The 24,834-nt window shown below is 68.5% G+C and carries 27 protein-coding genes; 8 read left to right on the top strand and 19 right to left on the bottom strand.

From position 1 onward, the window contains the following. Window positions 1-10: 10 nt before the first annotated feature. The 10 genes from ACK4E3_RS09560 to trhA form a co-directional block, all read right to left on the bottom strand. Window positions 11-832: a two-component system response regulator gene (locus ACK4E3_RS09560; RefSeq protein ID WP_409699725.1), complete on the bottom strand. Its 822-nt coding sequence runs from the start codon at window positions 830-832 to the stop codon at window positions 11-13. Between the two features lie 86 nt (window positions 833-918). Beyond that, window positions 919-2,208 (bottom strand): adenylosuccinate synthase, encoded by a 1,290-nt coding sequence (locus ACK4E3_RS09555; RefSeq protein WP_409699722.1) that lies wholly within the window; start codon window positions 2,206-2,208, stop codon window positions 919-921. Window positions 2,209-2,299: 91 nt separating this feature from the next. After that, complete coding sequence (thrS, locus tag ACK4E3_RS09550) at window positions 2,300-4,228, bottom strand: threonine--tRNA ligase (protein ID WP_409699719.1); 1,929 nt, start codon at window positions 4,226-4,228, stop codon at window positions 2,300-2,302. 2 nt (window positions 4,229-4,230) lie between these two features. Further along, on the bottom strand, window positions 4,231-4,476 hold the full coding sequence (gene yidD, locus ACK4E3_RS09545; RefSeq protein WP_409699716.1) for a membrane protein insertion efficiency factor YidD: 246 nt from the start codon (window positions 4,474-4,476) through the stop codon (window positions 4,231-4,233). A gap of 87 nt (window positions 4,477-4,563) precedes the next feature. Next, on the bottom strand, window positions 4,564-5,016 hold the full coding sequence (locus ACK4E3_RS09540; RefSeq protein WP_409699713.1) for an iron-sulfur cluster assembly scaffold protein: 453 nt from the start codon (window positions 5,014-5,016) through the stop codon (window positions 4,564-4,566). A 30-nt stretch (window positions 5,017-5,046) separates the two neighbouring features. Then, window positions 5,047-5,484 carry an SRPBCC family protein gene (locus tag ACK4E3_RS09535; protein ID WP_409699710.1) on the bottom strand — a complete coding sequence of 146 codons (438 nt, stop codon included), beginning with the start codon at window positions 5,482-5,484 and terminating at the stop codon, window positions 5,047-5,049. A gap of 78 nt (window positions 5,485-5,562) precedes the next feature. Further along, window positions 5,563-6,831 (bottom strand): MFS transporter, encoded by a 1,269-nt coding sequence (locus tag ACK4E3_RS09530; RefSeq protein ID WP_409699707.1) that lies wholly within the window; start codon window positions 6,829-6,831, stop codon window positions 5,563-5,565. 207 nt (window positions 6,832-7,038) lie between these two features. Next, a complete protein-coding gene (locus ACK4E3_RS09525) occupies window positions 7,039-7,410 on the bottom strand; it encodes a hypothetical protein (RefSeq protein WP_409699704.1) in 372 nt (123 codons plus the stop codon). Next, on the bottom strand, window positions 7,407-8,105 hold the full coding sequence (phaR, locus tag ACK4E3_RS09520; protein ID WP_409699701.1) for a polyhydroxyalkanoate synthesis repressor PhaR: 699 nt from the start codon (window positions 8,103-8,105) through the stop codon (window positions 7,407-7,409). The genes ACK4E3_RS09525 and phaR overlap by 4 nt, the downstream gene beginning before the upstream one ends. 90 nt (window positions 8,106-8,195) lie before the next feature. Beyond that, window positions 8,196-8,906, bottom strand: a complete 711-nt coding sequence (gene trhA, locus ACK4E3_RS09515) for a PAQR family membrane homeostasis protein TrhA (protein ID WP_409699698.1) — start codon at window positions 8,904-8,906, stop codon at window positions 8,196-8,198. A gap of 306 nt (window positions 8,907-9,212) precedes the next feature. Here trhA and ACK4E3_RS09510 point away from each other — a divergent pair, with 306 nt between their 5' ends. The 3 genes from ACK4E3_RS09510 to ACK4E3_RS09500 all read left to right on the top strand — a co-directional run bounded on the left by ACK4E3_RS09510 (window position 9,213) and on the right by ACK4E3_RS09500 (window position 12,086). Next, window positions 9,213-10,400: an acetyl-CoA C-acetyltransferase gene (locus ACK4E3_RS09510; RefSeq protein WP_409699695.1), complete on the top strand. Its 1,188-nt coding sequence runs from the start codon at window positions 9,213-9,215 to the stop codon at window positions 10,398-10,400. A gap of 115 nt (window positions 10,401-10,515) precedes the next feature. Further along, a complete protein-coding gene (locus ACK4E3_RS09505) occupies window positions 10,516-11,241 on the top strand; it encodes a beta-ketoacyl-ACP reductase (RefSeq protein ID WP_409699692.1) in 726 nt (241 codons plus the stop codon). 131 nt (window positions 11,242-11,372) lie between these two features. Further along, entirely contained in the window at window positions 11,373-12,086 is a 714-nt protein-coding gene (locus tag ACK4E3_RS09500; protein WP_409699689.1) for a DUF4908 domain-containing protein, read from the top strand. A 17-nt stretch (window positions 12,087-12,103) separates the two neighbouring features. Here the strand turns inward: ACK4E3_RS09500 and gloB are convergent, their stop codons facing one another. After that, the gene (gene gloB, locus ACK4E3_RS09495) at window positions 12,104-12,829 is read right to left on the bottom strand and encodes a hydroxyacylglutathione hydrolase (RefSeq protein ID WP_409699686.1); all 726 of its coding nucleotides are present in this window, start codon (window positions 12,827-12,829) and stop codon (window positions 12,104-12,106) included. On the opposite strand from gloB, the gene ACK4E3_RS09490 reads away from it, so the two are divergent. The 4 genes from ACK4E3_RS09490 (at window position 12,828) to ACK4E3_RS09475 (ending at window position 17,291) form a co-directional block, all read left to right on the top strand. Beyond that, complete coding sequence (locus ACK4E3_RS09490) at window positions 12,828-13,640, top strand: class I SAM-dependent methyltransferase (RefSeq protein WP_409699684.1); 813 nt, start codon at window positions 12,828-12,830, stop codon at window positions 13,638-13,640. The two genes, gloB and ACK4E3_RS09490, sit on opposite strands and share 2 nt — an antisense overlap. 8 nt (window positions 13,641-13,648) lie before the next feature. Then, complete coding sequence (locus ACK4E3_RS09485; protein ID WP_409699681.1) at window positions 13,649-14,155, top strand: SixA phosphatase family protein; 507 nt, start codon at window positions 13,649-13,651, stop codon at window positions 14,153-14,155. Then, on the top strand, window positions 14,152-15,192 hold the full coding sequence (locus ACK4E3_RS09480; protein WP_409699678.1) for a quinone-dependent dihydroorotate dehydrogenase: 1,041 nt from the start codon (window positions 14,152-14,154) through the stop codon (window positions 15,190-15,192). Before ACK4E3_RS09485 ends, ACK4E3_RS09480 begins: the two co-directional genes overlap by 4 nt. 122 nt (window positions 15,193-15,314) lie before the next feature. Next, on the top strand, window positions 15,315-17,291 hold the full coding sequence (locus tag ACK4E3_RS09475; protein WP_409699675.1) for a response regulator: 1,977 nt from the start codon (window positions 15,315-15,317) through the stop codon (window positions 17,289-17,291). A gap of 4 nt (window positions 17,292-17,295) precedes the next feature. Here the strand turns inward: ACK4E3_RS09475 and ACK4E3_RS09470 are convergent, their stop codons facing one another. Further along, a complete protein-coding gene (locus tag ACK4E3_RS09470; RefSeq protein WP_409699672.1) occupies window positions 17,296-17,781 on the bottom strand; it encodes a peroxiredoxin in 486 nt (161 codons plus the stop codon). A 112-nt stretch (window positions 17,782-17,893) separates the two neighbouring features. Between ACK4E3_RS09470 and ACK4E3_RS09465 the strand changes: the two genes are divergently transcribed. Further along, window positions 17,894-18,499: a YqgE/AlgH family protein gene (locus ACK4E3_RS09465; RefSeq protein ID WP_409699669.1), complete on the top strand. Its 606-nt coding sequence runs from the start codon at window positions 17,894-17,896 to the stop codon at window positions 18,497-18,499. Window positions 18,500-18,531: 32 nt separating this feature from the next. Here the strand turns inward: ACK4E3_RS09465 and ACK4E3_RS09460 are convergent, their stop codons facing one another. The 7 genes from ACK4E3_RS09460 to ACK4E3_RS09430 all read right to left on the bottom strand — a co-directional run bounded on the left by ACK4E3_RS09460 (window position 18,532) and on the right by ACK4E3_RS09430 (window position 24,808). After that, window positions 18,532-20,202 carry a putative bifunctional diguanylate cyclase/phosphodiesterase gene (locus tag ACK4E3_RS09460; RefSeq protein WP_409699666.1) on the bottom strand — a complete coding sequence of 557 codons (1,671 nt, stop codon included), beginning with the start codon at window positions 20,200-20,202 and terminating at the stop codon, window positions 18,532-18,534. Between the two features lie 68 nt (window positions 20,203-20,270). Continuing rightward, the gene (locus tag ACK4E3_RS09455) at window positions 20,271-20,855 is read right to left on the bottom strand and encodes a GNAT family N-acetyltransferase (RefSeq protein WP_409699663.1); all 585 of its coding nucleotides are present in this window, start codon (window positions 20,853-20,855) and stop codon (window positions 20,271-20,273) included. Window positions 20,856-20,881: 26 nt separating this feature from the next. Further along, the gene (locus tag ACK4E3_RS09450) at window positions 20,882-22,144 is read right to left on the bottom strand and encodes a M16 family metallopeptidase (RefSeq protein ID WP_409699660.1); all 1,263 of its coding nucleotides are present in this window, start codon (window positions 22,142-22,144) and stop codon (window positions 20,882-20,884) included. 10 nt (window positions 22,145-22,154) lie between these two features. Next, entirely contained in the window at window positions 22,155-22,898 is a 744-nt protein-coding gene (locus ACK4E3_RS09445; protein WP_409699657.1) for an SURF1 family protein, read from the bottom strand. Beyond that, window positions 22,885-23,292, bottom strand: a complete 408-nt coding sequence (locus ACK4E3_RS09440; RefSeq protein WP_409699654.1) for a DUF983 domain-containing protein — start codon at window positions 23,290-23,292, stop codon at window positions 22,885-22,887. The genes ACK4E3_RS09445 and ACK4E3_RS09440 overlap by 14 nt, the downstream gene beginning before the upstream one ends. A gap of 1 nt (window position 23,293) precedes the next feature. Next, window positions 23,294-24,166 carry a cytochrome c oxidase subunit 3 gene (locus ACK4E3_RS09435; RefSeq protein WP_409699651.1) on the bottom strand — a complete coding sequence of 291 codons (873 nt, stop codon included), beginning with the start codon at window positions 24,164-24,166 and terminating at the stop codon, window positions 23,294-23,296. A gap of 72 nt (window positions 24,167-24,238) precedes the next feature. Further along, window positions 24,239-24,808, bottom strand: coding sequence for a cytochrome c oxidase assembly protein (locus tag ACK4E3_RS09430; RefSeq protein WP_409699648.1), 570 nt, complete (start codon window positions 24,806-24,808; stop codon window positions 24,239-24,241). Window positions 24,809-24,834: the final 26 nt, after the last annotated feature.

Raw genomic sequence — 24,834 nt, 5'->3', positions numbered from 1 at the left:
AGGTCAGCGCTCACGCAGCCGAGGGCTGGGCCAGATGCCGGGGCGCAAGCGATGCCGGATCGGCGAACTTCAGCAGGGCCTGAACGCTGGGTCCGAGGCTCTGGCGGGTGGGATTGCCCTCGGACAGGGCAGCACCGAGCATCTCGATGGCCGCGCCCATGTCGGGGCGTGAGGCCACGGTGCCGCGCAGCGCATCGACCTGGCTGCGCAGGGCCCGCACCGCCTGCATGGGATCGGTGTCGAAGCGCTCATGGGCCGAGGCAATGATGCGCATGGCCTGATCGATGGTGGCCGCGCTGGCATCGGCAGGAGTCGTGGCCGTCTCGCTCTGGCGCTTGCGCGGGCCCTTGTAGTCGGCCGAGTTGAAACGCCGCCGGTCCGGGCCGACATAGCCCAGCGCCTCGACCCAGTTGCGCGACTTCAGGCTGACCACCTCGACACGCTTGATGATGTCGCCGCTGGTGAAGGGCTTACGCACGAACTCGTGCACGCCGGCATCGCGCGCGCCCTTGATCGAGGTGGCGGTGGCATCGGCGGTGATCATGATGACCGGCACCATGCGGCAGCTAAGGTTCGATCGTCTCAGCCGCCGGGTGAAGCTTTCCCCGTCCAGCCCCTCGCCCGCGCGCTCGACGAAGATGATCTGCGGGTCCATGTCCCGCGCCGCGATCAGGGCGGCCTGTTCGGTGGTCTCGAACGCCACCTGCCGGGTGCCGATGGACTTCATGAGATCGGCCACCAGACGCGCCGAAGCCAAGTTGGGATCAACGACAAGCACGCGACGGATACGCTCGGCGACACGGCCCGAGGTCTTGGGATCGAGACTGAACACTGTACGACCTGCTCCACTGGTGACAGATCGTTCTAACCGCCTGTGGTAAAGATCGGCTTGACGCGCCGGGGTTCTGCGCGTGCCCGTCAGGCCTGGAAGGGGTCGTGCATCAGGATGGTGTCGTCGCGCTCGGGGCTGGTGGACAGCAGGGCGACCGGCGCCCCGATCAGCTCCTCGATGCGCCGCACATATTTGATGGCAGCCGCGGGCAGGTCCATCCAGGAGCGTGCGCCCTGGGTGCTCTGCGACCAGCCCTCCAGCGTCTCATAGACCGGCTCGACCGCGCCCTGGGCCTTGAGGCCCGCAGGCAGATGGTCAAGCGTCTGATCGCCGATGCGATAACCCGTGCACACCTTCAGGCTCTCGAAGCCGTCCAGCACGTCGAGCTTAGTCAGGGCAATGCCGTGAATGCCGTTGATGGCGACCGACTGGTGCACCAGGGTGGCATCGAACCAGCCGCAGCGCCGCGCCCGCCCCGTGACCGTGCCGAACTCGCGCCCGCGCTCGCCCAGCCGCTGGCCGATGGCGTCGGACAGTTCGGTCGGAAAGGGCCCCTCGCCCACGCGCGTGGTGTAGGCCTTGACGATGCCCAGCACATAGCCGATCGCCCGCGGGCCGAGCCCCGAGCCCGCTGCCGCCTGCCCCGCCACCGTGTTCGACGAGGTGACGAAGGGGTAGGTGCCGTGGTCGATGTCCAGCAAGGCACCCTGCGCGCCCTCGAACAGGATGCGGCGCCCTGCACGAAAGGCGGTGTCCAGCTCGCGCCACACGGGCCGGGCGAACTTCAGTATGTCGGGAGCCAGAGCCAGCAGGTCCGCGATCAGGGCGTCCGGGTCCACCTCGGGCAGGCCGAGGCCCCGGCGCAGCGCGCCATGGTGCGCCAGCAGGCGCTCGACCTTGGGCGCGAGGCTTTCGGGATCATGCAGGTCCGCCACGCGAATGGCGCGCCTGCCGACCTTGTCCTCATAGGCCGGACCAATGCCCCGGCCCGTGGTGCCGATCCTGCCTGAGCCCGCCTGCGCCTCGCGCGCCGCGTCCAGATCCTGATGCAGAGGCAAGATCAGGCAGGCATTGTCCGCCAGCACCAGCACGTCGGGGGTGATGGAGAGGCCCTGCGCCTCGATGCGCGCGATCTCGGCGAGCAGGGCGCGCGGATCGACGACCACGCCGTTGCCGATCACCGACAGCTTGCCCTGCACGACGCCGGACGGCAGCAGGCTGAGCTTGTAGACCTTTTCGCCCACCACCAGGGTGTGGCCCGCATTGTGCCCGCCCTGGAATCGCACGACCACATCGGCCCGGTTCGACAGCCAGTCGACGATCTTGCCCTTGCCTTCGTCGCCCCACTGGGCCCCGATCACCGCGACATTGGCCACGCCTTGCACTCCTGCCTAGAGTCTGCCGAGGCCCCGCCTATAGCGGCGCACCGCCATCAAGGCGAGGGGCGAGCGCGCGCCGTGCCCGATTTCAGCGCGCGCGCTTCAGGTCGGGCGCCAGGGCCTCGTCGCACAGCAGGGCGATGGCCTCGTCCAGAGACACGATGCTCTGGTCCTGACTGCCCAGACGGCGCAGGGCCACCTTGCCTTCCTCGGCCTCCTTGCGACCGACCACGGCGATCACGGGAACCTTGCCGACCGAGTGCTCGCGCACCTTGTAGCCGACCTTCTCGTTGCGCAGGTCCGTCTCGACGCGCAGGCCCGCCGCACGCATCTTCGCCGCAACGGCCTCGGCATAGGGGTCCGCATCCGAGGTGATGGTCGCCACCACCACCTGCACCGGTGCCAGCCACAGCGGGAAGGCCCCGGCATAGTTCTCGATCATGATGCCGATGAAACGCTCGAAACTGCCCAGAATGGCCCGGTGCAGCATCACGGGACGGTGCTTGCCGCCATCCTCGCCGATGTAGGTCGCGTCCAGCCGCTCGGGCAGAACATAGTCGAGCTGGATGGTGCCACAGGTCCACTCGCGCCCGATGGCATCCTTGACGATGAAATCGAGCTTGGGCGCATAGAAGGCACCGTCGCCCTCGGTGACCACCGGCTCGGTGCCTGCCGCGCGCGCCGCCTCGGCCATCAGTGCCTCGGCCTTGTCCCAGAACGCATCCGAGCCCGCCCGCACCTCAGGCCGGGTGCCGAGGCTGATGTAGGCGGTTTCCATGCCGAGGTCCGCGTGGACGCTGCGCGCCAGTTCGATGAAGGCGGCCGTCTCCTCGACGATCTGGTCCTCGCGGCAGAAGATGTGGGCATCGTCCTGGGTGAAGCCGCGCACCCGCATCAGCCCGTGCAGCGAGCCCGACGGCTCATAGCGGTGGCAGGCCCCGAACTCGGCCATGCGCAGCGGCAGCTCGCGATAGGAGCGCTGGCCGATGCCGAAGATCTGGACGTGGCCGGGACAGTTCATCGGCTTGAGCGAGAGCGTCTCGCCCTCCACCGTCTCGCACACGAACATGTTGGGCCGGTACTTTTCCCAGTGACCCGAGGCCTCCCAGAACTTGCGATCAAGCACCTGGGGCGTCTTGACCTCGACATAGCCCGCAGCCTCCAGCCGGCGGCGCATATAGGCCTCGATCACCTGCCACAGCACCCAGCCCCTCGGGTGCCAGAACACCATGCCCCGGCCTTCTTCCTGCATGTGGAACAGGTTCATCTGTCGGCCGATGCGGCGGTGATCGCGCTTTTCGGCCTCCTCGAGGCGCTGAAGATAGGCGTCCAGATCCTCGCGCGTGGCCCAGGCGGTGCCATAGATTCGCTGAAGCTGGGCATTGCGGTGATCGCCGCGCCAGTAGGCCCCGGCCAGCTTGGTCAGCTTGAACGCCTTGCCCACGAACTTCAATGAGGGGAAGTGCGGCCCCCGGCACAGGTCCAGCCACTCGCCCTGGCGATAGATGGTGATGGTCTCGTCTTCGGGCAGGTCACGGATCAGCTCGGCCTTGTAGGTCTCGCCCCGGGCCTCGAAATAGGCGATGGCCGCGTCCCGCTCCCACACCTCGCGCTCCAGTTTCGCGTCGCGGTCGATGATCTCGGCCATCTTCTTCTCGATGGCGGCGAAGTCGTCGGTGGAGAAGGGCTCGTCACGCGCAAAGTCGTAGTAGAAGCCATCCTCGATGGCCGGGCCGATCGTGACCTGGGTGCCGGGGAACAGGCTCTGCACCGCTTCGGCCAGAACGTGCGCGCAGTCGTGGCGGATGGTGGCCAGGGCCTCGGGATCATCGCGCATCAGCAGGCGGAAGCGCCCGCCCTTCTCGAGCGCGCGATCCAGGTCCCGCTGCTCGCCCTCCAGCTCGACCAGTGCCGCCTTCTTGGCCAGAGACGGCGAGATCGAGGCCGCCACTTCGCGCCCCGTGGTGCCTTCGGGATACTCGCGTCGGGCGCCATCGGGAAAAATCAGCTCGATCATGGTCAGGTCTCGGAAGGGTCAACAGGGTCCGGCGGCACCGGGTCAAAGCCCGATCCCCCGAAGGGATTACAGCGGCACAAACGCTTCAGCGCCAGCCAGCCGCCGCGCGCAGGCCCGTGACGGATCAGGGCCTCGGCCGCATAGTCCGAGCAGGTCGGCAGGAAGCGGCACTGCTGACCGATCAGGGGCGACAGCGTCACCTTGTAGGCCCGGTGGGCAAGGCGGACGCTGCGTTCATACGTCGACATGACGGTGCACAGCACACAGGAGTGAAGAAGCGAAGCCGCTTATGGCCCCAAGGTGCCCGCCATATCAAGCGGGCCGCGCGCGGGCGCTCAGGACGGCATCGCCCCGTCGCCGCGCCGGAGCGCCTGCCTCACCGCCTCGGCGGTCGCCTCGATGGCCACGAGGGTCGAGGCATGGCGCGCGGGATAATCAGCAACCTGAGAGAGCAGGCGCAGGGCCTCGAAGCGCCCCTGCGGGCCTGCTCCGCCGCGCTTCAGCATGGCGAGCATCTGTTCGCGCAGGGCCTCGATCTCGTCAGCCGATGCGCCCACGACCGCCTGCCCCAGCAGCGACGCCGCCGCCTGACCCAGCGCACAGGCCTTCACGTCCTGGGCAAAGTCCGCGATGCGCCCCGACCCGTCCAGCCGCACATCGACGATGGCCCGAGAGCCGCACAGCCGCGCCACCTTCTCGCCCGTACCGTGGGGCGCATCGAGGCGGCCCGAATGGGGCAGGTTCGCCGCCAGCCTGAGCACGGCATCGCTGTAGAGCGCGTCGATCATGACCGAGGCATATAGGGCCTGCGCCCGGCTCTAGCGAGCGGTCCCCAGAACGCGCGCGCTCAAAGCCGTGTTCTTGGCCTCCAGCGATGCGCGCAGGCGGCCCTTGTTCTTCTTGAGGAAGCCCTCGCCCAGCATGCCCGAGAATATCTGGCCGCTGGAGACGATGCTGCTGCGCGGCGCCAGGGGCTCGATCTCGAAATAGCGCACCACCGAGAACTGCCAGCCGCGCTTCTCGGTCAGGATGAGCTGTTCGTTGGGCACCCAGTCCAGCACGCGCGCCTGCACCATGCGCTCGGGCAGGCCCTCGATGGCCTCGCGCAAGGTCAGGGGCTGTCCGATGCCGATTCTGCCCTCGGCTTGCTTGTAGAGCGGGTTCCACTCGGGCCAGCGTTCCATGTCGGCGAAGACCTCCCAGATGTCCTCGGCGGACAGGGGAATCCCGATGCGGTGTTCGACGCGAAAATCCATGGGCTCTGGCTAGCTCATCGGCGGAGCCAAAAAAAGGCCCCCCGCCTTCAAGGCCCCTTACCGTCAGCCCCCCCATCATCAGGGGCCAGCACGCGAGGCGGGCGGCAGGCTGGCCGGAGGCAGGCTGGTCGAGGGCGGATCGCCGCCGTGGCGGCTCAGGCTCGCGCGCGTGAAGGCCAGCCACAGGGCCACCAGCAGCACCAGCACATTGGCGATGAAGGGCGCGTGCTCGGCCAGCTCATACAGCCCCACGCCCAGCACGGGCGGTGCCAGGAAGGACAGTCCCGCCAGCATCATCATCAGACCGGCGATGGCGCCCTGCTCGCTCGGTCCCACCGCGATGGACGAGCCTGCCGTGAAGCCCGGCCTCGCAAAGCCGAAGCCCAGCGACACCAGGGCATAGCTGACCACCACACCGAAATATCCCGGCGCGACCAGGCTCAGCGCATTGCCTGCCAGCGCCAGTGCCACCCCCCACTTCATCAGCTCCGGCGGCTGCATCCGCAGCAGCGGTATCAGGCCCCACTGCGCCATAAGGGTCGCCGCTGCGCCCGCCAGCATGGCGATGCCGATGAAGGACTGGGCCTCGCGCGCGGGCAGGCCCAGTTCGTCGATGACGTGAAAGCCCAGCACCGACATATTGGCCGCCTGCACCGAGGTGACCAGCAGGCCGAACAGCAGGAAATCGCGCACCCGCGCATCGCGCCACAGGTGGCGGCCCTGCCGTGCACCCTCGGTGGGCTTTCGCTCGACCTCGCCCGAAGGCAGATGGCGCCAAACGGCCCACAGCACGATCAGCCCCAGGGCGGCAAAGGCATACATCGGCCCTGCCAGACCGATCAGCGGCAGCACGAAGAAGGGGGCCAGCGCCGGTCCCAGCACCGTGCCCAGCCCCTGACCCGAAGCCAGCAGGCTCAGGGCCCGCGTTCTCTGGGCACGGCTGGTGCGGTCGGCCACATAGGCCTGGGCCGCGATGGGCGAGGCCGAGCCGAACACGCCATAGAGCGAGCGCGCCGCCGCCATGGCCACGAACGCCACCAGCACCGGCAGCCAGCCCTCAAGCCCCGCCGTGACCGCGAGACCGAAACAGAGCATGGAGGCGGTGAAGCCGCCCAGCCCCACCATGATGATGCGCTTGCGCCCTACCGTGTCAGACAGGCGCGCCCACACCGGCGAGGTCAGGGTCCAGATCAGGGCCGAGATGGCAAAGGCGCCCGCCACCAGCGTATCGGGCAGGCCGAACTCGCGACCGATGGCCGGCAGCACGGATTGCAGGGCCATGCTGCCGGCCCCGGCTACCAGGCTGACGAGAAACAGCAGGCCGAACGGCAGGGCGCGAAGGTTCATGCCTGCTGACTAGACCGTTACGCCCCGGCTGAGAAGCGTCCCCGCAGGCCTCAGGCCAGGGCCAGAAAGATCAGGGCGAGCACGCTGATGTCGAGGGTGCGGGCGGCAACTTGCAGCAGAAGCGACATGACGGGGCCTGAGCAAAGCGAAACGAGATGCCCTCAGCCCTGCAAGGATTGCGCCAGAGTGTCCCCCAGGGTGGGGCGCTCAGATCTCGGTCTTCTTGACCACCCCCGCACGCGGCCTGCGATCGCGTGTGCCGGCATACTCGGTGCCAAGATAGCTGCGCCGCGCCGCATCCAGCACGGGCTCGCCGCCCTTCAGGCCGCGCTTCTGCCCGTCCTGTCCCATGACCTGGGCCGAAAATGCTGTCGCCCCCTCAGGCGCAGGCTGCGCCCTCTTGCTGGCATGAGGTGACGGGGCGACCGTATCGGCCCTGGGCTCATCTTCCCCGCTGAGCATGAGGGCACGGTGCTCCGCGCGCCGGTCGCGCTGGCGGCGCTCGTCGGCCCGGCGCTGTTCCGCGCGCCGCTCGCTGACGCCCGATGCAGGCGAAGGGGGCTTGACCGGCCCGCTCATCCCTCCCCCGTTTTCCCCGCCTTGCCTGACTGGCCTTGGGCGATTTGATCGAGACGCGCCTGCATCTCGGCCATCTGGCGGCGCATCTCGTCGAGGGCGGCATAGGATGCGGAGTCGGATGCAGGGTCGGTGCGGGCTGGGGCCGTATCCTTGCGGGCTCCCGCGTCTGCGGACGGTGTGCCCGGATAGGCGAAGGGGCTGAACATCTTCATGGCCCGCTCGAACATGGCCACGTTCTGGCGCACCTGCTCGTCAAAGAAGCCTGCGCCCGGTGCCGCACCGAAGGCGCGCGAGAACTGGGCGCGGAACTGTTCCTGCTGGCGCGCGAAACTGTCGAGAGACATCTCCAGATAGCTGGGCAGCACCGCCTGCATCTGGTCGCCGTAAAAGCCGATGAGCTGGCGCAGGAACTGCACGGGCAGCAGGGACTGGCCCCGGCTTTCCTCCTCGAAGATGATCTGGGTCAGCACCTGACGGGTCAGATCCTCGCCCGTCTTGGCATCGAAGACCACGAAGTGCACACCTTCGCGCACCATGGCGGCCAGGTCTTCCAGCGTCACATAGGCCGACGAGGCGGTGTTGTAGAGGCGCCGGTTCGCATATTTCTTGATGACGATGGCATCGTCCTGCGAGGCCCCCGCCCTGGCGCCCGCATCGTCCTTCTTGGATCGTCCGTCCCGGCTGGTGTCTGCCACGCAAGTCCCCTCGCTCAAGGGCCCCTCGGCGGGGGCGCTGCATTATTCCGCACACGCACCAGAGACGCCAGCGCTAATGACCTGCACCCCTCAGCCCATGGCCGGGGCCAGCACCACACCGACCAGAACCGCTGCCCAGTGCGTGCCCGCGCCCGCGACGACGAAGCCGTGCCAGATCGCGCGGCGAAAGCGGATCTTCTGGTTGATGAAAACGAACACCCCCGCCGTATAGATCAGCCCGCCAGCGACCAGAAGCCACAGCGCCACCGGATGCACCGTCTCGATCAGCGGGCGGATCGCCAGCACCACAAGCCAGCCGAACACCACATAGACCGCGCTCCAGAACATATCGTTGATGCGCGGGGCGAAGAGCTTGGCCAGCACCCCAGCGAGTGCGATGCCCCAGATCAGGGCCGTGAAGCCCACGGCCCATGCGCCCTCGAACCTCTGGGTCGTGAAAGGGGTGTACGAGCCCGCGATCATCACGAAGATCGCCGCCTCGTCGAGGCGCCGCAGCAGGGGGCGAACCGTGCACGGATGGGTCAGGTTGTAGATTGTAGAACAGGTCAGCATGGCGATCAGGCACAGGGCATAGATGGCCGTCGCCACCATCACGCTCATGCCGCCGTAAACCACGGCCAGCCCCGCCAGCACCACGGCACCCAGCGCTGCCAGCGCCAGACCGATGACATGGACCCACAGGTCCGCCTCACGCTCGGCGCGCGTCTCGTAGTGCTCGGCCATGTCGAGAGCATCGGGGGTCAGCATGTGGCGGCCAAGCCGTCGCAGCGCGTTCATCATCACCTTTCATCCCCATAGGCACGTGTGGTCAAACAATGGTCTGATCGAGGCCCGGTTGATCCGGGTCTTACGAGAAGCCTCTCATAAAAAGATGTCGCGAGACTGAATCGCCAGAGGAGCCAACTCGTTCCCTTTGCCCAGAGGTGACGGGAGCCTCGCGATGGGGCAAAAGCGCCACAGTCGGCTGTGCGCGGCTGCGAAAACGGCTCGCGGCCGGAACCGTAGCGCGCTTAGATCAGTCGCTCCCCGAGACCCGCCGCCGCCAGCGGCGACCCAGACATCAAGCTGAGGACGAAAGCTCCCCCCATGTCCGAAACCGCCCAAGACATCGTCATCGTCTCTGCCACGCGCACTCCCATCGGCTCTTTTCTGGGGGGCCTCTCCAGCCTTCCGGCTCATGAACTTGGCGCGCGCGTCATTGCCGAGGCCCTGAGGCGCGCCGGTGTCGATCCGGGCGAGGTGGACGAGGTGATCCTGGGTCAGGTGCTGCAGGCGGGCGCCGGTCAGGGCCCTGCGCGACAGGCGGCGATCAAGGCCGGGCTGGGCCATCACACCCCGGCATGGAGCCTCAACCAGCTGTGCGGCTCGGGCCTGCGCGCGGTGGCGCTCGGTATGCAGCAGATCGCCCAGGGCGACGCGAAGGTGGTCGTCGCCGGCGGTCAGGAGAGCATGAGCCAGGCCCCCCACTGCGCACCCCTGCGCCAGGGCCAGAAAATGGGCGACCTCGCCCTTGTCGACACCATGATCCGCGACGGGCTGTGGGATGCCTTCCACGGCTACCACATGGGTCAGACCGCCGAGAACATCGCCGAGCGCTGGTCGATCTCGCGCGAGGATCAGGACCGCTTTGCCGCCACTTCCCAGAACCGCGCCGAAGCCGCCCGTCGCGAGGGCCGCTTTGCCGACGAGATCACGCCCGTGACCATCAGCGGGCGCAAGGGCGATACCGTGGTCGACAGGGACGAATACATCCGCGAGGGCGTCAGCGCCGAATCCCTGGCAGGCCTGCGCCCGGCCTTCACGCGCGAGGGCAGCGTGACGGCGGCCAACGCCTCGGGCCTGAACGACGGGGCCGCTGCCCTGGTTCTGATGGGCGCCGACGAGGCATCACGCCGGGGCCTTGAGCCGCTGGCGCGCATCGCGTCCTGGTCCCACGCCGGGGTCGATCCGGCCATCATGGGCACCGGCCCCATCCCCGCCAGCCGCCGCGCGCTGGAAAAGGCGGGCTGGAGCGTCGCCGACCTCGACCTGATCGAGAGCAACGAGGCCTTTGCCGCACAGGCGCTGTGCGTGGTGCGCGAGCTTGGGCTCGATCCCGACAAGGTGAATGTGAACGGCGGCGCCATCGCCCTTGGCCACCCCATCGGGGCCTCGGGTGCACGCATCCTCGTCACCCTGCTTCATGAGATGAAGCGGCGCGGCGCGGCGCGCGGTCTTGCCACGCTGTGCGTTGGCGGGGGCATGGGCGTGGCGATGTGCGTCGAGCGCGGCTGAGCACAGGGCGACATTCGCCTCTTGGCCTGACCGGCGCGCCTGACTAGGGTTATCCACAAGGCACGATCGCGTCGCTTCGCATGGCGCGGCATCACAGGAAACAACGGGAGGTTACATGAGCCGGGTTGCACTGGTCACGGGCGGAACACGCGGTATCGGACGCGCCATCGTCGAGCGCCTAAAGGCCGACGGCCACAAGGTCGCGGCGGGCTATTCGGGCAACGAGGACGCCGCACGCGCCACCGCCGAGGAACTGGGCGTGATGGTGGTCAAGGGCAACGTCGGCTCTTACGAGGACTGCGAGCGCGCCGTGCAGGCGGTCGAGGCCGAGCTTGGCCCCGTCGATGTGCTGGTCAACAACGCCGGCATCACCCGCGACGGCTTCTTTCACAAGATGACGCCCGAGCAGTGGTCCGACGTGATCCGCGTGAACATGGACTCGGTGTTCAACATGACCCGTCATGTGATCGGCGGCATGCGCGAGCGCAACTTCGGGCGCATCATCAACATCAGTTCGATCAACGGCCAGAAGGGCCAGATCGGCCAGACCAACTATTCCGCAGCCAAGGCCGGCATGATCGGCTTTACCAAGGCACTGGCGCTGGAGAACGCGCGCAAGGGCGTGACGGTCAACTGCATCGCGCCGGGCTATATCGACACCGAAATGGTCGGCGCCATGGACCAGAAGGTTCTCGATGCCATCATCGCCCAGATTCCCGTGGGCCGCCTCGGGCGCGGCGAGGAGATCGCCGACATGGTCTCGTGGCTGGCGGGCGAGCGTGCCGGATATGTCACAGGCTGTACGCTTTCACTGAACGGCGGTCAGTATCTGGTCGGCTAGGGGGCGGGCGACGGCCCTTGGCCCAAAATCCGCCCGGGTGGGGAGTCAACGCTAGGGCCATGATGGTTCGTTCATGGGTCAGGTCGGCTGCAAGGCCGCTGGTGATCGCGATGGCGCTTGGCGCCGCTGCGATGCTTGCGCCCACGCCCAGCCTCGCCCAGCGCGGTGCCAATGCCCAGGCCGAGGACAGCCGCTCGCTGCGTGAGCGCTTCGCCTCCCAGAGCCTGCCCCAGACCGCCCGCTATCAGGCCAGCAACGGCACCTCCTTCGTGCTCGACCGCTCGGGCTCGCGCCCGCTTATGCGCTTCGACAACTCCAGCGAGGTCTGGTCGCTGCGCCCGGTGCCCGCGCCTGCCGGTGACGTTCTCTATCGCAATGATGCGGGCGATCTGGTGCTGCGCGTCACGCGCAACGGCGGGCTGACCCTGTTCACGCCCCAGTCGCCGGGGGGGATTCCCGTCTCGGTGGCCGGCTCGGCCGACCGGCTGTCGCCGCCGCCCATGTCGGTGATGCAGCTGACCAGCTTTCTCATGGCCCAGAGCCATGCCCTGCTGCGCGCGCTGGGACGTCCCGTTCTGATCGACGCGCCCGAGATCACGCCGGGCAACGAGGCCGTCTATGCCGACGCTGCGGCTACCGCCGTCGAGGCGGTCCAGCGCATGACCCGCTCGCGCAACCTGCGCCCCGAGGCGATGCGCCTGCGCCAGATCATCATCCGCGAGGGCAGCCGCCCGGACGTGAGCTTCAATGGCGCGGTGCTGCTGATCACCGTGGTGCCCTCGCGCGGGGTCGAGGGGCGGCCCTCATCGGCGCGGATCGTGCGCGCCTTCTCCATGCGGCCCTGAATGCGGCCCTGAGCGGCTCAGCCGAAGCTGTCCTTGGCCGCCCGCAGCGCCGCAAAGGCCTCGGCGCTGTCAGCTCTCAGGAAGGGATTGAACCGGCGCTCCACGGCCAGGGTGGTCGGCACCGTGGGCTGATCACTCGCGCGCAGCGCGTTGATGGCATCGGCATGGGCCTTCATCTCCGGGCGCTCATCCACGCTCAGGGCGAAGCGGGCATTGGACAGGGTGTATTCGTGCGCGCAGTAGATGCGCGTCTCGCCGGGCCAGGCGTCCGTCAGGCGCAGGCTCTCGAACATCTGGGCCGCCGTGCCCTCGAACAGACGCCCGCAGCCAAGCGCGAACAGCGTATCGCCCACGAAGGCGAGCGGCTCGTCCATGCAGCGATAGACGATGTGGCCCAGCGTATGGCCCGGCGTGGCCAGCACCTGAAAGCGCACCTCTCCGACCCGCACCTCATCGCCATGGGCGAGCGCGCGGTCCAGAGGCGCGGCGCGCCGGACTTCCTCGGGGCCAAGGATCTCGCAGCCGAACAGCGCATGAAGAGCGCCGTTTCCGCCGGTGTGATCGCCGTGCCAGTGGGTGTTGAGGATCAGGTCGAGCCGCCCCCAGCCCGTCTGGTCAAGCGCCGCGATCACGGCCTCGGCCTCGGGCGCGTCGATGCTGGCCACCACACCGGTCCCGGGGCAGCGCACAAGAAAGCCGTAGTTGTCGATGAGGCAGGGGAACTGGAGGATCTCGAGGGCCATGGGCCTTCGTATAGAGCGCGCCTTGCCGATGGCCTATAGTGTCGCCGTCATGCGCCGCTCGATCGACGATCTTCGCCGCTTCTATGCCGAGCCCGCCGGAGCACTGGTCCGCCGTCTCGTGGCCCGGCGCCTGCGCGATGCCTGGGGCGATGCGCCTGCATGCGACGTGCTGGGCATCGGCTATGCGACCCCCTGGCTCGACAGCTTTCCCGCCGCGCGGCGCGCCCTGGCGGCCATGCCCGAGGGTCAGGGCGCGGAGGTCTGGCCGCTGGATGCACGCAGCCGCACCGCCCTGGTGAGCGAGTTCGCCCTGCCGTTCGCCACCGGCAGCTTTGATCGCGTGCTGCTGATCCATGCCCTTGAGGAAAGCGACAATCCGCAGGCAGCCCTGATCGAGGCGGCAAGGGTGCTGCGGCCCAGCGGGCGGCTGATCGTGGCCGTGGCTGCGCGTGGCGGTTTCTGGACCCGCTCGGAGGCCACGCCGTTCGGCCACGGACGACCTTTCACGCGCGGTCAAGTCGAGCAACTGGTGCGCGGGGCCGACCTGACCCCACTGGCATGGTCCCAGACCCTCTATGTGCCGCCCTGGCGCGCCTTCATTGCCATGGCCGACAGCTTCGAGAGCTTTGGCTCGGTCCTGCTGCCCGGCGCGGCGGGTCTGATCCTGCTGGAGGCGGGGCGGCAGGTGCCTGCCCTGACCCTGCCCGGTCATCGCGCCCGCGCGCGACCGGCGCTGGCCCCCGGCACCCTGCTGCCCCAGCCCGCCAGCGGGCGAATGCCACGCTTGTCACGGGTCGGAAAAGCCCCCTAAGAGGGCGCATGGACCGCCTCATCATCATGCGCCATGCCAAGGCCGAGCGCGCCAGCGCCTCGGGCCGCGACTTCGACCGCGCCTTGAGCCCGCGCGGACTGGCACAGGCGCTGGCCATGGGCGAGGCGCTGGCAGAGCGCAGGCTGCGGCCTGATCGTGTGCTGGTCTCGTCGGCCGCACGCACGCGCGGCACCTGGCAGGCCATGACCCCGCTGTTTCCCGACGCCGTCGCCAGCGAGGACGAGGCCCTCTACAATGCACCCGCCTCGCGCTGGCGTGCCCGCATCGAGGCGGCAATGGCCCAGCCGGGCACCTTGCTGGTGATCGGCCACAACCCCGGAATTCACGAACTGGCGCTCGAACTTCTGGAAGAAGGCGCAGGCCCCGCTTCTGCCGGCGCGCGCCTGTCCGAGGGCTTTCCCACGGCGGCGCTGTGCGTCTTTGGTGTCGATGCCGCCGAGCGTTTCACCTTCGAGGGCCACTTCACGCCCCGCAGTCTGGGCATCGAGCCTTGAGCGCTGTTCACGATCTGGGGCTGGAGCTGCTGCGCGCGCTCGATCCCGAACAGGCCCATACCCTGGCGCTGAAGGCGGTGCAGATAGGCCTTGGCCCGCGTGCGCCCGCGCCTGCGCCTGCGCTGCGCACCACGCTTGCCGGGCTGTCGCTGCCCTCGCCCATAGGTCTGGCCGCAGGGTTCGACAAGGATGCCGTCGCCATCGACGGGCTGCTGTCCCTGGGCTTCGGCTTCATCGAGTGCGGCTCGGTCACGCCGCGCCCCCAGAGCGGCAACCCGCGACCGCGCCTGTTCCGCCTCAGCGAGGATCGCGCGGTCATCAACCGCATGGGCTTCAACAACGAGGGACTGGAGCCCTTCGCGCGGCGGCTCGAGGCACACCTTGCGCGCGGCCGCGTGAGCGGTGTGGTCGGTGCCAATCTGGGCGCCAACAAGGACAGCGAGGACCGAACCGTCGACTATGTGACGGGGCTTCAGCGCCTATGGGGTCTGGCGGACTATTTCACCATCAACATCTCTTCGCCCAACACGCCCGGCCTGCGTGCCCTTCAGGGCGATCAGGAGCTGGCGCGCCTGCTGGACGCCCTGGCCGAGGCCCGCGCGCGCCTGTCGCCTGCGGTCCGCGCACCCCTGTTCCTGAAGATCGCGCCCGATCTCGATGCCGAGGCCATAGGTGCCATTGTCGCCAGTGTGATCGCCCACGGCCTCGATGGCATGGTGGTCTCGAACACCACGCTGGAGCGGCCCGAGACACTGCGCTCGCCCCATGCGCCCCAGTCGGGGGGCCTGTCGGGTGCGCCGCTGAAAGACAGGGCCCTCAAGGCGCTGAGCCATGCCGCAGCCGCTGCGGACGGTCGCCTCGCCCTGATCGCGGCTGGGGGCATAGAGACGGCAGGCGATGTCGAGGCCCGCCTTCAGGCCGGTGCCCATGCGGTGCAGATCTACAGCGCGCTGGTGTTCGAGGGTCCGGGCCTGATCGCCCGGCTCAACCGCGATCTGGCCCGCGCCGCCGAAGCCGGAAGCCCCCGCACGCGTTGACGCCGCGTTAGGCCCTTGTGTGCCACTGTGGGAGCCTGAGGGAGCGCCATCAGGCCGCCAAGAAGCCCGTCTCGCCTCCTCATCAGTGATGGTCCGGGGAAACGGTTATGCCCTCAAGACAGATGCGTGAACACGACACCACCCTGGCCACCGCCGTGCGCCAGCGCAGACGCTCGCTCGTGCTGCGCTCGGGCATGGGCTGCATCACGGCCCTGGTGTTCACGCCGGTGATCGGCTGGGAAGTCGTGGCGCTCTGGGCCTGCGCCTATTTCGCCATACAGGTCATCGAGGCAGTCTATTTCGCGCCCATCACCTCGGGGCGCCGCGAGGGCTTTGGCAGCCTGAGGACGGCCGGGGGCCTGCTGGTGCTCGGCATCAACTCGGTGATCTTTTCCTCGCTGTCGGCGGCGCTGTGGCTGTCGGGCGGCGAGTTCGGCGGCGTGGCTGCCGCCATACTGGTATCGGCGGCCTCGATCTATGCGGTGATGAACTCGCCGCGCTCCAAGGCCGTGCTGGCCGCGACGCTGGCGCCCCATGTGCTCTACATGGCCATGACGCCGGTCTTCATGGCCGCAGCGGGCGCGCCGCGCATCTTCATCGTCGCCGTCACCCTCAGCCTGATCGTCTATGTCGGCTACTGCATCAGCCTGTGGCACATGGTCGAGAAGGCCTGGCTGGCCGAGAGCGCCGCGCGCCGCGAGGCCGAGGCCCGCCAGCGCGAGGCCGAGGCCCTGATGAACAGCCGCAGCGCCATGCTCGCGGCCGTCGGCCATGACCTGCGCACGCCCATCGGGGCCATTCTCACCGGCGCCCACGAGCTTGAGCGCACCGCCACCGACAGCTCGGCGCGCGCCCACGCCGCCCTCATCACCCAAGCCGGCATCATGATGCGGGCACTGCTGGACGACCTGCTCGACCACGCCAAGCTGGAGGCGGGCGGCATGAGGGTCGAGCCCTCGGACCTGCCCCTGCGCGCCCTGCTGGCCCGGAGCCTGCAACTGTGGCAGCGCGAGGCCCGCGCCAAGGGCCTGCGCTTTCGCATCGAGGGCGCGGCGAGCGTTCCTTCCCATGTGCGCGCCGACGGCATGCGCCTTCAGCAGGTCATGAACAACATTCTCTCCAACGCCCTGAAGTTCACCACCGACGGCTTCGTCTGCGTGCGCTTCAGCGCCTGGGTGAACGAGAACGGCCAGCACGCCCTCACCATCGAGATCAGCGACAGCGGGCCGGGCATGGACCGCGAGCAGCTCGCGCGCCTGTTCACCCCCTTCGACCAGACCGCCGAGGGTGTCAGCCGCAAGTTCGGCGGATCGGGCCTCGGCCTCAGCATCAGCCGCGATCTGGTGCGCCTGATGGGCGGCACCCTGACCGTGCGCAGCGAGAAGGGCCTTGGCGCCGCCTTCACCATCGCCCTCAACCTCGATCCGGTCGATGCCGGCTCCACGCCCGCGCTCGCCAATGCCACCCTGGAGACCCGCGAGGCCATCCGCACCCTGCTGGTCGCGCCTCCCGCCCTGGTGACGCCCGCCCGGATCGCGCCCGCACCCGCGCCCGCGCCCGCGCCTGCGGCGGCCGAACCTGCGGTCGCTGAAGCTGCCGAGCCCCGGACTGTTTCAGCCGCCCCCTCGCAGGCTCCCGCCGAGCCCGAGGCGCAGCAGGCCGCGCAAGGCGAGGATGCGGGCCGCGCGCTCAGCGTGCTGATCGTCGACGATCACGAGATCAATCGCCGCGCCATACAGCTGATCCTGATGCCGCTGGGCGTGAATGTCGCCACCGCCGCCGACGGCATGGCCGCGCTGGAGGCCGCCGGAGCGGAGCCGTTCGATCTGGTGTTCATGGATGTGCGCATGCCCGAGCTGGACGGTCGCGAGACCACGCGCCGCCTTCGCGCGCACGCCGGACCCAACCAGTTCACGCCGGTGATCGCCGTCACCGCCGATACTTCCGAAGACGACGTGGCCGCCTGCATGGACGCAGGGATGAACTATTTCGTCTCCAAGCCGCTGACGCCCGCTGCCCTGCTGGGTGCGGTCAACCATGTGCTCAGCGCGGCGGCAGAGGCGGGCGACGCGGGCGAAGGGGCCAGCGCCGCCGCCTGACGGATCAGAGCTGGGTCAGCAGGTGCTCGGCGGACGAGACCTTGAACTCGCCGCCTTCCTCGACGTTGAGCGTCTTCACCACGCCGTCCTCGACGATCATGGAATAGCGCTGCGAGCGCTCGCCCATGCCGAACTTGCTGGCGTCCAGCTCGAGGCCGAGCTTGCGGGTGAACTCGCCATTGCCGTCGGCCAGCATCAGGATCTCGCCGCCGTCAACGCCCTGGCTCTCGCCCCAGGCCTGCATGACGAAGGCGTCGTTGACCGACAGGCAGGCGATCTGGTCGATGCCGCGGGCCTTCAGCTCGTCCTTCTTGTCCTTGAAGCCGGGCAGGTGACGGGCCGAGCAGGTCGGCGTGAAGGCACCGGGCACCGCGAACAGGGCGACGGTCTTGCCCTTGAACAGCTCGCTGGTCGAAACCGCCTGGGGACCGTCCTTGGACGGGGTGGTCAGGGTGCACTCGGGCAGGCGATCGCCGGGCTGGATGGTCATGACAGTCTCTTTCATGGGAGGAGGATCACGCTGGCCGACAGATAGGCCGCGCAGGTGACTGCGCCAACCCCCAAACCTTGCCTTCCGTTCCCATCATCGCTTTGATGCCCTCATGGATCATGAGCCCTCCATCACTCCGAGGCCGAGGCTGGAGCCCGAGCACAGCCTCGCCGGGCGCATTCTCGTGGCCATGCCCGGTATCGACGACGAGCGCTTCGAGCACGCGGTGATACTGGTGTGTGCCCACACCGACGAGCACGCCCTGGGCGTGCGCCTCGACCAGCCTGCGCGCGGCGTGACGCTGGCGCGGGTCATGGAGCGGCTCGGCATCGAGATGGACCTGCCCAATGCCGATGCTCCCGTGCTCTCGGGCGGACCTGTTGAGCGCGAGCGTGGCTTCGTGATCCACTCCGATGACTGGCGCATAGAGGAGGCCACCTTGCCGATCAGGCCGGGGCTGGGTCTGACCACCACGCGCGAGGCCCTGCTGGCGCTGAGCGGTATCAGCGAGGGGCCGCGCCGGGCCTTTCTGGCGCTGGGGTATGCGGGCTGGGATGCGGGCCAACTCGAGGGCGAGCTGCTCGAGAACGTCTGGCTGACGCTTGATGCGGACGAGGCGCTGATCTTCGATGACGACTATGCGGGCAAGTGGTCGCGGGCGCTCGCCCTGCTGGGCATCAATGCCGCCAATCTCAGCAGCCTGTCAGGCCATGCCTGACCCAGGCCCGATCTTGCAGGCCACGCCCGGTCTCAGCCCGACCTCGCCTTGATCGGCGCCATGCCGTCCGACAGCGATTCATTGAGATAGACCTCGGCCTCCTGGGCGGGCAGGGCCGGCGCGTAGCCAAAGCCCTGACCATAGTGGCAGCCAGCGCCCAGCAGCTTGCGCGCCAGCGCGGCGTTCTCCACCCCCTCGGCCACCACCTCAAGGGACAGGTCGCGGCCCAGCGCCACCACCGAGCGCACGATCTTGGACGAGCCCTCGTCCTCGCCCATGGTCAGCACGAAGTACCGGTCGATCTTGAGCGTGTCGAAGGGCAGCCGCGCCAGATAGGACAGCGATGAAAAGCCGGTACCGAAGTCGTCAAGCGCCAGCGACGCGCCCGCCTCACGCAGTGCCTGCAAGGTCAGGGCGGCGCGGTTGGGATCGCGCATGATATCGCTTTCGGTCACTTCCAGCTTGAGCGCACCGGGCGGCAGGCGCGTCTCGGAACGGATGCGCGCCACGTCCTCGATCAGCCCCTCGCGCTCCAGTTCGATGGTCGAGAGATTGACGCTGACGAACAGCTTGCCCGCGCGCGGATGGCGCGCCAGCCACTCGGCGAGCTGCCGGGCCGATCCCTGCATCATCAGCAGGCCGATGTCGTTCATCAGGCCCATCTCGGCGGCCAGGGTCAGGAACTCGTCCGGCGGCACCAGTCCGCGCTTGGGATGGCGCCAGCGCACCAGGGCCTCGAAGCCCGCCACCGCGCCGGTGTCGAGGTTGACGATGGGCTGATAGAAGGGCTCGACCTCGCCGCGCACCAGCGCGTTGCGAAGATCGCTCTCCAGCGCCAGACGCGAGAGCGAGTCGCTCTCCAGCGCACGCCCGTAGGCCGCCAGTCCGCTGCGCCCGCCGCCCTTGGCCGACTCGACCGCCAGTTCCGCACGGCGCAGCAGTTCGGCGGAATCCGCCGCATCGGGTCCGCCCTCGGCGCGCACCGCCCCGATCGAGACGGTCGGATAGATGTCGAAGCCCGCCACGCGCAGGGGCTGTTCCAGCGCCTCGCGCACGCGATCCGCCACGCGGGCACCGCCATTGATGCGCGCCAGCACCGCGAACTCGTCCTCGCCCACGCGCGCGGGCAGGGAATCCGAAGGGAAGGCCGCCGCCAGGCGCGAGCCCAGCGCCGAAAGCACCAGATCGGCTCTCTCGTGGCCCAGGGCCTCGTTGAGACGGCGCAGACGGTCCACGTCGGCCACCACCATCTCGTACTCGCCCGGCTCGATCAGGGCATCGCGCGCACGCGCCAGGAAGGTACGCCGGTCCAGCAGGCCGGTCAGGGCATCGGTATCGGTGCCGGTGAACTTCGATTCCAGCGCCACGATGCCGGCTGCACGCAGACCGTCCTCCAGCCACACGCCGCGCCACAGGCAGGTCTCCGAGCCGCGCATACGCAGACGAAGGGCAACCTCCGAGCCTTCCACGCGCGGCTTCAGCAGCTCGTCGGCCAGGGTGCGGTCCTGAGGCATGGCGAGGGCGGCAAAGGCGGCACCGGTGCAGTCAGGGGCCAGCGGGCCAAGGCCAAGCGCCCTGCTGGCTCCCGAAATGGACAGACGGTCCTCACGCGGGCACCACGACCACAGCGCCACGTCGGCGGCGGCCAGAGCCTCGATTGTCAGGGTGGTGTCCCAGACCAGACTTCTCGATCGGTCGTTCAAAGCGCTTCTGCCCCCCGCATCACCCGGCCCGCCGTCCAGAAAAGGAGGCAGGTGGCGATATGTCATTGTCAGCCGACTGGATCGTCGGCCAGCAATCCGAACAGGAGATGATCTCTCCAGACCCCGTTAATTTTCAAATAAGCGCGGGCCGTTCCTTCCAGCCGGAAGCCCGATTTTTCCAGAACCCGGCGCGATCGTATGTTGTCGGGCACGCAGGCCGCCTCGATGCGGTGCAGGCCCAGGGCCTCGAAGCCGTGGCGCGTGATCGCCCTCACCCCGCGCGTACCATAGCCCTGACCCGAAAACCGCTCGCCGATCCAGTAGCCCAGAGTGCCCGCCTCGCTGACGCCCCGGCGGATGTTCGACAGGGTCATGGCCCCGACCAGATCGCCGCTGTGCTCGCAGAACAGGAACAGCGGCAGGGCATTGCCCAGCTCGCTCTCGCGCTCATAGATGCCGAGGCGCCGCTTGAAGGCCGCGCGGGTCAGGTCGCCCTCGGGCCAGGTCGGCTCGAAGGGCTGCAGATAGTCTCTCGATGCCTCGCGCAAAGCCGCCCATGCCCCGTGGTCGGACAGGCGCGGCGGCCGCAGGTAAACCCCCTCGCCGCGCACCAGCGGCACCTCGGGCTCGTTCATCCAGTCCATCAGGGCCATGGCCCATCATGGCCCAAAGCGCGCGCTTATGCCACGAGCGCCTTCATGAAGGCTTCGGCGCCTGCCCCGGCACGCGCCGGACCCAGCGCCGCCACCGCCGCGCGCCGCTGTCCCAGCATGTCGCGCGCCAGGGCCATGACGGCGGGCGCATCCACGGCATCAAGGGCCATCCCCAACGCATCGAGGCTTTCGGGTGCGCCCATCATCAGGGTCTGGACCCCGGCCCGCTCGGCGCGCGCAGCCGGGCTCTCGGCGGCCATGAAGGCCTGGGCGCGCACCTGGGCGCGGGCGCGGGCCACCTCGTCCGCCATCGGGCCGTCGTCGGCAAGACGCTTCAGCTCATCGGCCACCACCGTGCCGAGCTGGGCCGCATCGGCACCCGAGGTGGCCGCATAGATGCCCAGCACGCCCGTGTCCTCATAGCCCTGATGGAAGGCGTCGATGGCATAGGCCAGACCGCGCCTCTCGCGCACCTCCTGAAACAGGCGGGACGCCATGCCCCCGCCCAGAATCTCGCTCAGCACCTTCAGCGCGTGCCAGCGCGGATCGCCGAGGCCCGGCGCGGGCAGCTCGAAAACCAGATTGGCCTGTTCGATGCGGCGCACGTCCGTCGCCACACCCCCCTCGAAGCGCGCGGGCACCAGCGCCGGATCGGGCTGGCCCTCGGGCGCGTGCCCGAAACGCGCCTCGGCCAGAGCCAGCAGGTCGTCCTCGTCCACCGCACCGGAGACCGACAGCACCATGTGGGCGGGCGCATAAAGGGTGCCGCGCCATGTGTTCAGATCGTCGCGCCCGGCGGTGCCTATGCTGGCCGTGGTGCCGAGGATGGAGCGGCCCAGCGACTGGCCCTCGTAGGCGCGGGCCTGTGCCATCTCGAACACATGATCGTCGGGCGTGTCGAAGGCCTCGGCGATCTCCTGGGCGATCACGCCCTTCTCTCGCACCAGCTCGCGCTCATCGAGGGTGGGGGCGAACACGAGGTCGGACAGAAGTTCGAGCGCCAGCGGCAGCTGGCCTTCCAGCACGCGGGCCTGATAGCTGGTGTATTCATAGCCGGTGTAGGCGTTCAGGCTGCCGCCGCCCGCCTCGATGGCCTCGACCAGGGCGCGCGCGTCGCGCGGGCCTGCACCCTTGAACACCATGTGCTCCAGCAGGTGCGACCAGCCCGAGCACGTCTCGTCCTCCCAGCGCGCGCCGCCGCGGATCACAAGGCTGATGGCCAGGGTCCGCAGACCGGCCATGGGGTCGGCGATCACGCGCACGCCGCTGTTCAGGACATGATGGCTCATGGGCGCAGACTCATTTGCGCAGGCTCTGGCGGACCTTGAGCCCCACGACGAAGATCAGGGCCAGCGCCAGGCCGAACCAGGTCAGGGCATAGCCGAGATGATTGTTCGAGAACGCCGCAGGCGGAATGGCCGGGCGCAGGGCCTCGACCTCGGGATTGACGGGGCTCTCGGCCAGTATGACCAGATCGCTCACCACCGGCCCCTGCACGCCCAGTGCCTGCGCCATCGCTGCATGGTCGCGGCCGTAGAAGCGCAGGCCGCGCGGCGCAGGCGTCAGGGCATGGGGGGCGTCAATCTGGCGGATGATGCCTGTGAACTCGCTCGTGAACCCGGTCATGGCCTCGCTGGCCCGCACCTGCGGCCGCGGCCCGTCGTCGCCGGGCACGAAACCCCGGTCGATCAGCCACACGCCCTGCACGCCCTCGGGTCGGCAGACGGATATCAGGCGCACCCCGGCCTCGCTCTCATGGATGGACTGAAGCTCCACGTAAGGTGCGCCCGCCAGCCCCGGACAGCGCACGATGACGCGGCGAAAGCCGGGCCGCTCGCCTGACGCCAGCAGGGCAGCCAGAGGCACGGGCGGCGCCTGTTCGGCGCGCTCCGCGTCCTCGATCAGGGCGGACTTCCATTCCAGCCGCTGAACCTGCCAGAGCCCCAGCCAGAGCAGGGCGGCAATCAGCGGCAGGCTGATGAGCACCAGCAGCCAGGGAAAGCGGCCCCGCCCAAAGCGCTGCGCGGGCTCAGAACTCGTCATTGCGCACCTCGGACGCGCGGTTGACGATCTGAAGCGCCACCATCAGGCCCTTGAGCGGCTGCATCATCGCCAGCGAAAGCCCCGCGACCATGGGCAGCCAGACGATCAGGTGCACCCAGATCGGCGGCGAGAAGCGCATCTCGACGAACAGCGCCGAGAAGCCGACCACGAACCCGGCGATCAGGATGATGAAGGCGGCAGGCCCGTCGCCGGTGTTTTCCCCGCCGTGATCGAAGCCGCAGGCGGTGCAGCGCGGCGCGATCTTGAGAAAGCCCGAGAACAGCCGCCCGCGCCCGCAGACGGGACAGCGCCCCCTCAGCCCGGCAAGGGCGGCGGCCCTGCGATCGAGGGGCCGCGCACCGGGTGTCGACGGGCCGGAGGGCGCTTCGCTCACCTTATCCGAACGTCACATAGACGAAGGCGAACAGGAACAGCCACACCACGTCCACGAAGTGCCAGTACCAGGCCGCCGCCTCGAAGCCGAAGTGCTTCTGGGGCGTGAAGTGACCGCGCAGCAGGCGGATCAGGCAGACGGTCAGGAACAGCGTGCCCACCAGAACGTGGAAGCCGTGGAAGCCCGTGGCCATGAAGAAGATCGAACCATACAGGCCCGAGTTCATCGCCTCGTCGTTGAAGAACAGGTTGTCGTGCAGGATGTGGTAGTACTCATAGGCCTGAACGCCCGTGAACAGCACACCCAGCGCGATGGTCAGGGCCAGGCCCAGCTTGGCCTCGCCGCGCTTGCCGACCTGAAGCGCATGGTGCGCCCACGTCACCGTGGTGCCCGACAGAAGCAGGATCACCGTATTGAGCAGCGGCAAGTGCCAGGCCGAAAGCGTCTCGACGCCCTGGGGCGGCCAGGTGGACCATGCTGCGGCCGTCTCGGTCCAGTTGCCGAACTCGGGGATGAGCGTGCGCGATTCATTCCACAGCGCCATCTCGAAGAAGATCCAGAAGAAGGCGGCGAAGAACATCACCTCGGAGGCGATGAACAGCACCATGCCATAGCGCAGGCCCAGCGAGACCACCGGCGTGTGATCGCCCTTGCGGCTTTCCTTCACCACGTCTGCCCACCAGCCGAACATGGAATAGAGCACGGCGGCAAAGCCCACGATGAACACCATGGGGCCGGACAGGCCGAACATGCCCTTCATCCAGATCACCGCGCCTACCATCATGATGGTGGTGGCAATCGATGCCACCAGCGGCCAGGGGCTCGGGTCGACGAGGTGATAGTCGTGCTTGGGAGCGGCGTGGGCGTCGGCCATGAAATCTCTCGGTTCGGTCGCGCTGAACAGCAAAGCGCGGGAAGTGAGCGGTTGCGGTTGCTATAGCCTCGCCTAGCCCTGTCCGCCAAGCCCCGGACGTGCATCCATCTGTGCACGCTGATCGAAGCGGTCGGTGGGATAGAAGGTGTAGGAAAGCGTTATGTTGGTGATGCCCTGCCCCTCACGGTCGGTGGCCATCTCGGGGGCCACGAAATACTGGACCGGAAAGCTCATGCTCTCGCCGGGCTGGAGGGTCTGGTCCTCGAAGCAGAAGCACTGCAGCTTCTGGAAATAGGGTCCGGCGTGGTTGGGCACCACATTGTAGGCCGCCGTGCCCGACAGGGGCCGGTCAGAGGTGTTTGTCACACGGAAATAGGCGATGCCCGTCTCGCCGATGTGCACGCTCTGGCGGCGCACCTCGGGGGTGAACTCCCACTCAAGGCCGCGCACATTGGTATCGAAGCTGATGGTGACGGTGCGCTCCAGAACCTCGCCCGGCGCCTCGTCGGCGCGGCTGACCGTGCCGCCGAAACCGGTCACCTGACAGAACAGCTGATACAGCGGCACGGCAGCAAAGGCCGCGCCGGTCATGCCGGCCACCACCACGACACAGATCAGGGCTGTACGCGCGTTCTTGTCCATCGTCTCCGTAACCTCGCCCCTCGGAC

The sequence above is a fragment of the Brevundimonas sp. genome (assembly GCF_046299595.1).
Taxonomy (GTDB): Bacteria; Pseudomonadota; Alphaproteobacteria; order Caulobacterales; family Caulobacteraceae; genus Brevundimonas.
Note: the sequence above shows the minus strand (reverse complement) of the source record. Positions and strands in the feature narration are given on the sequence as shown.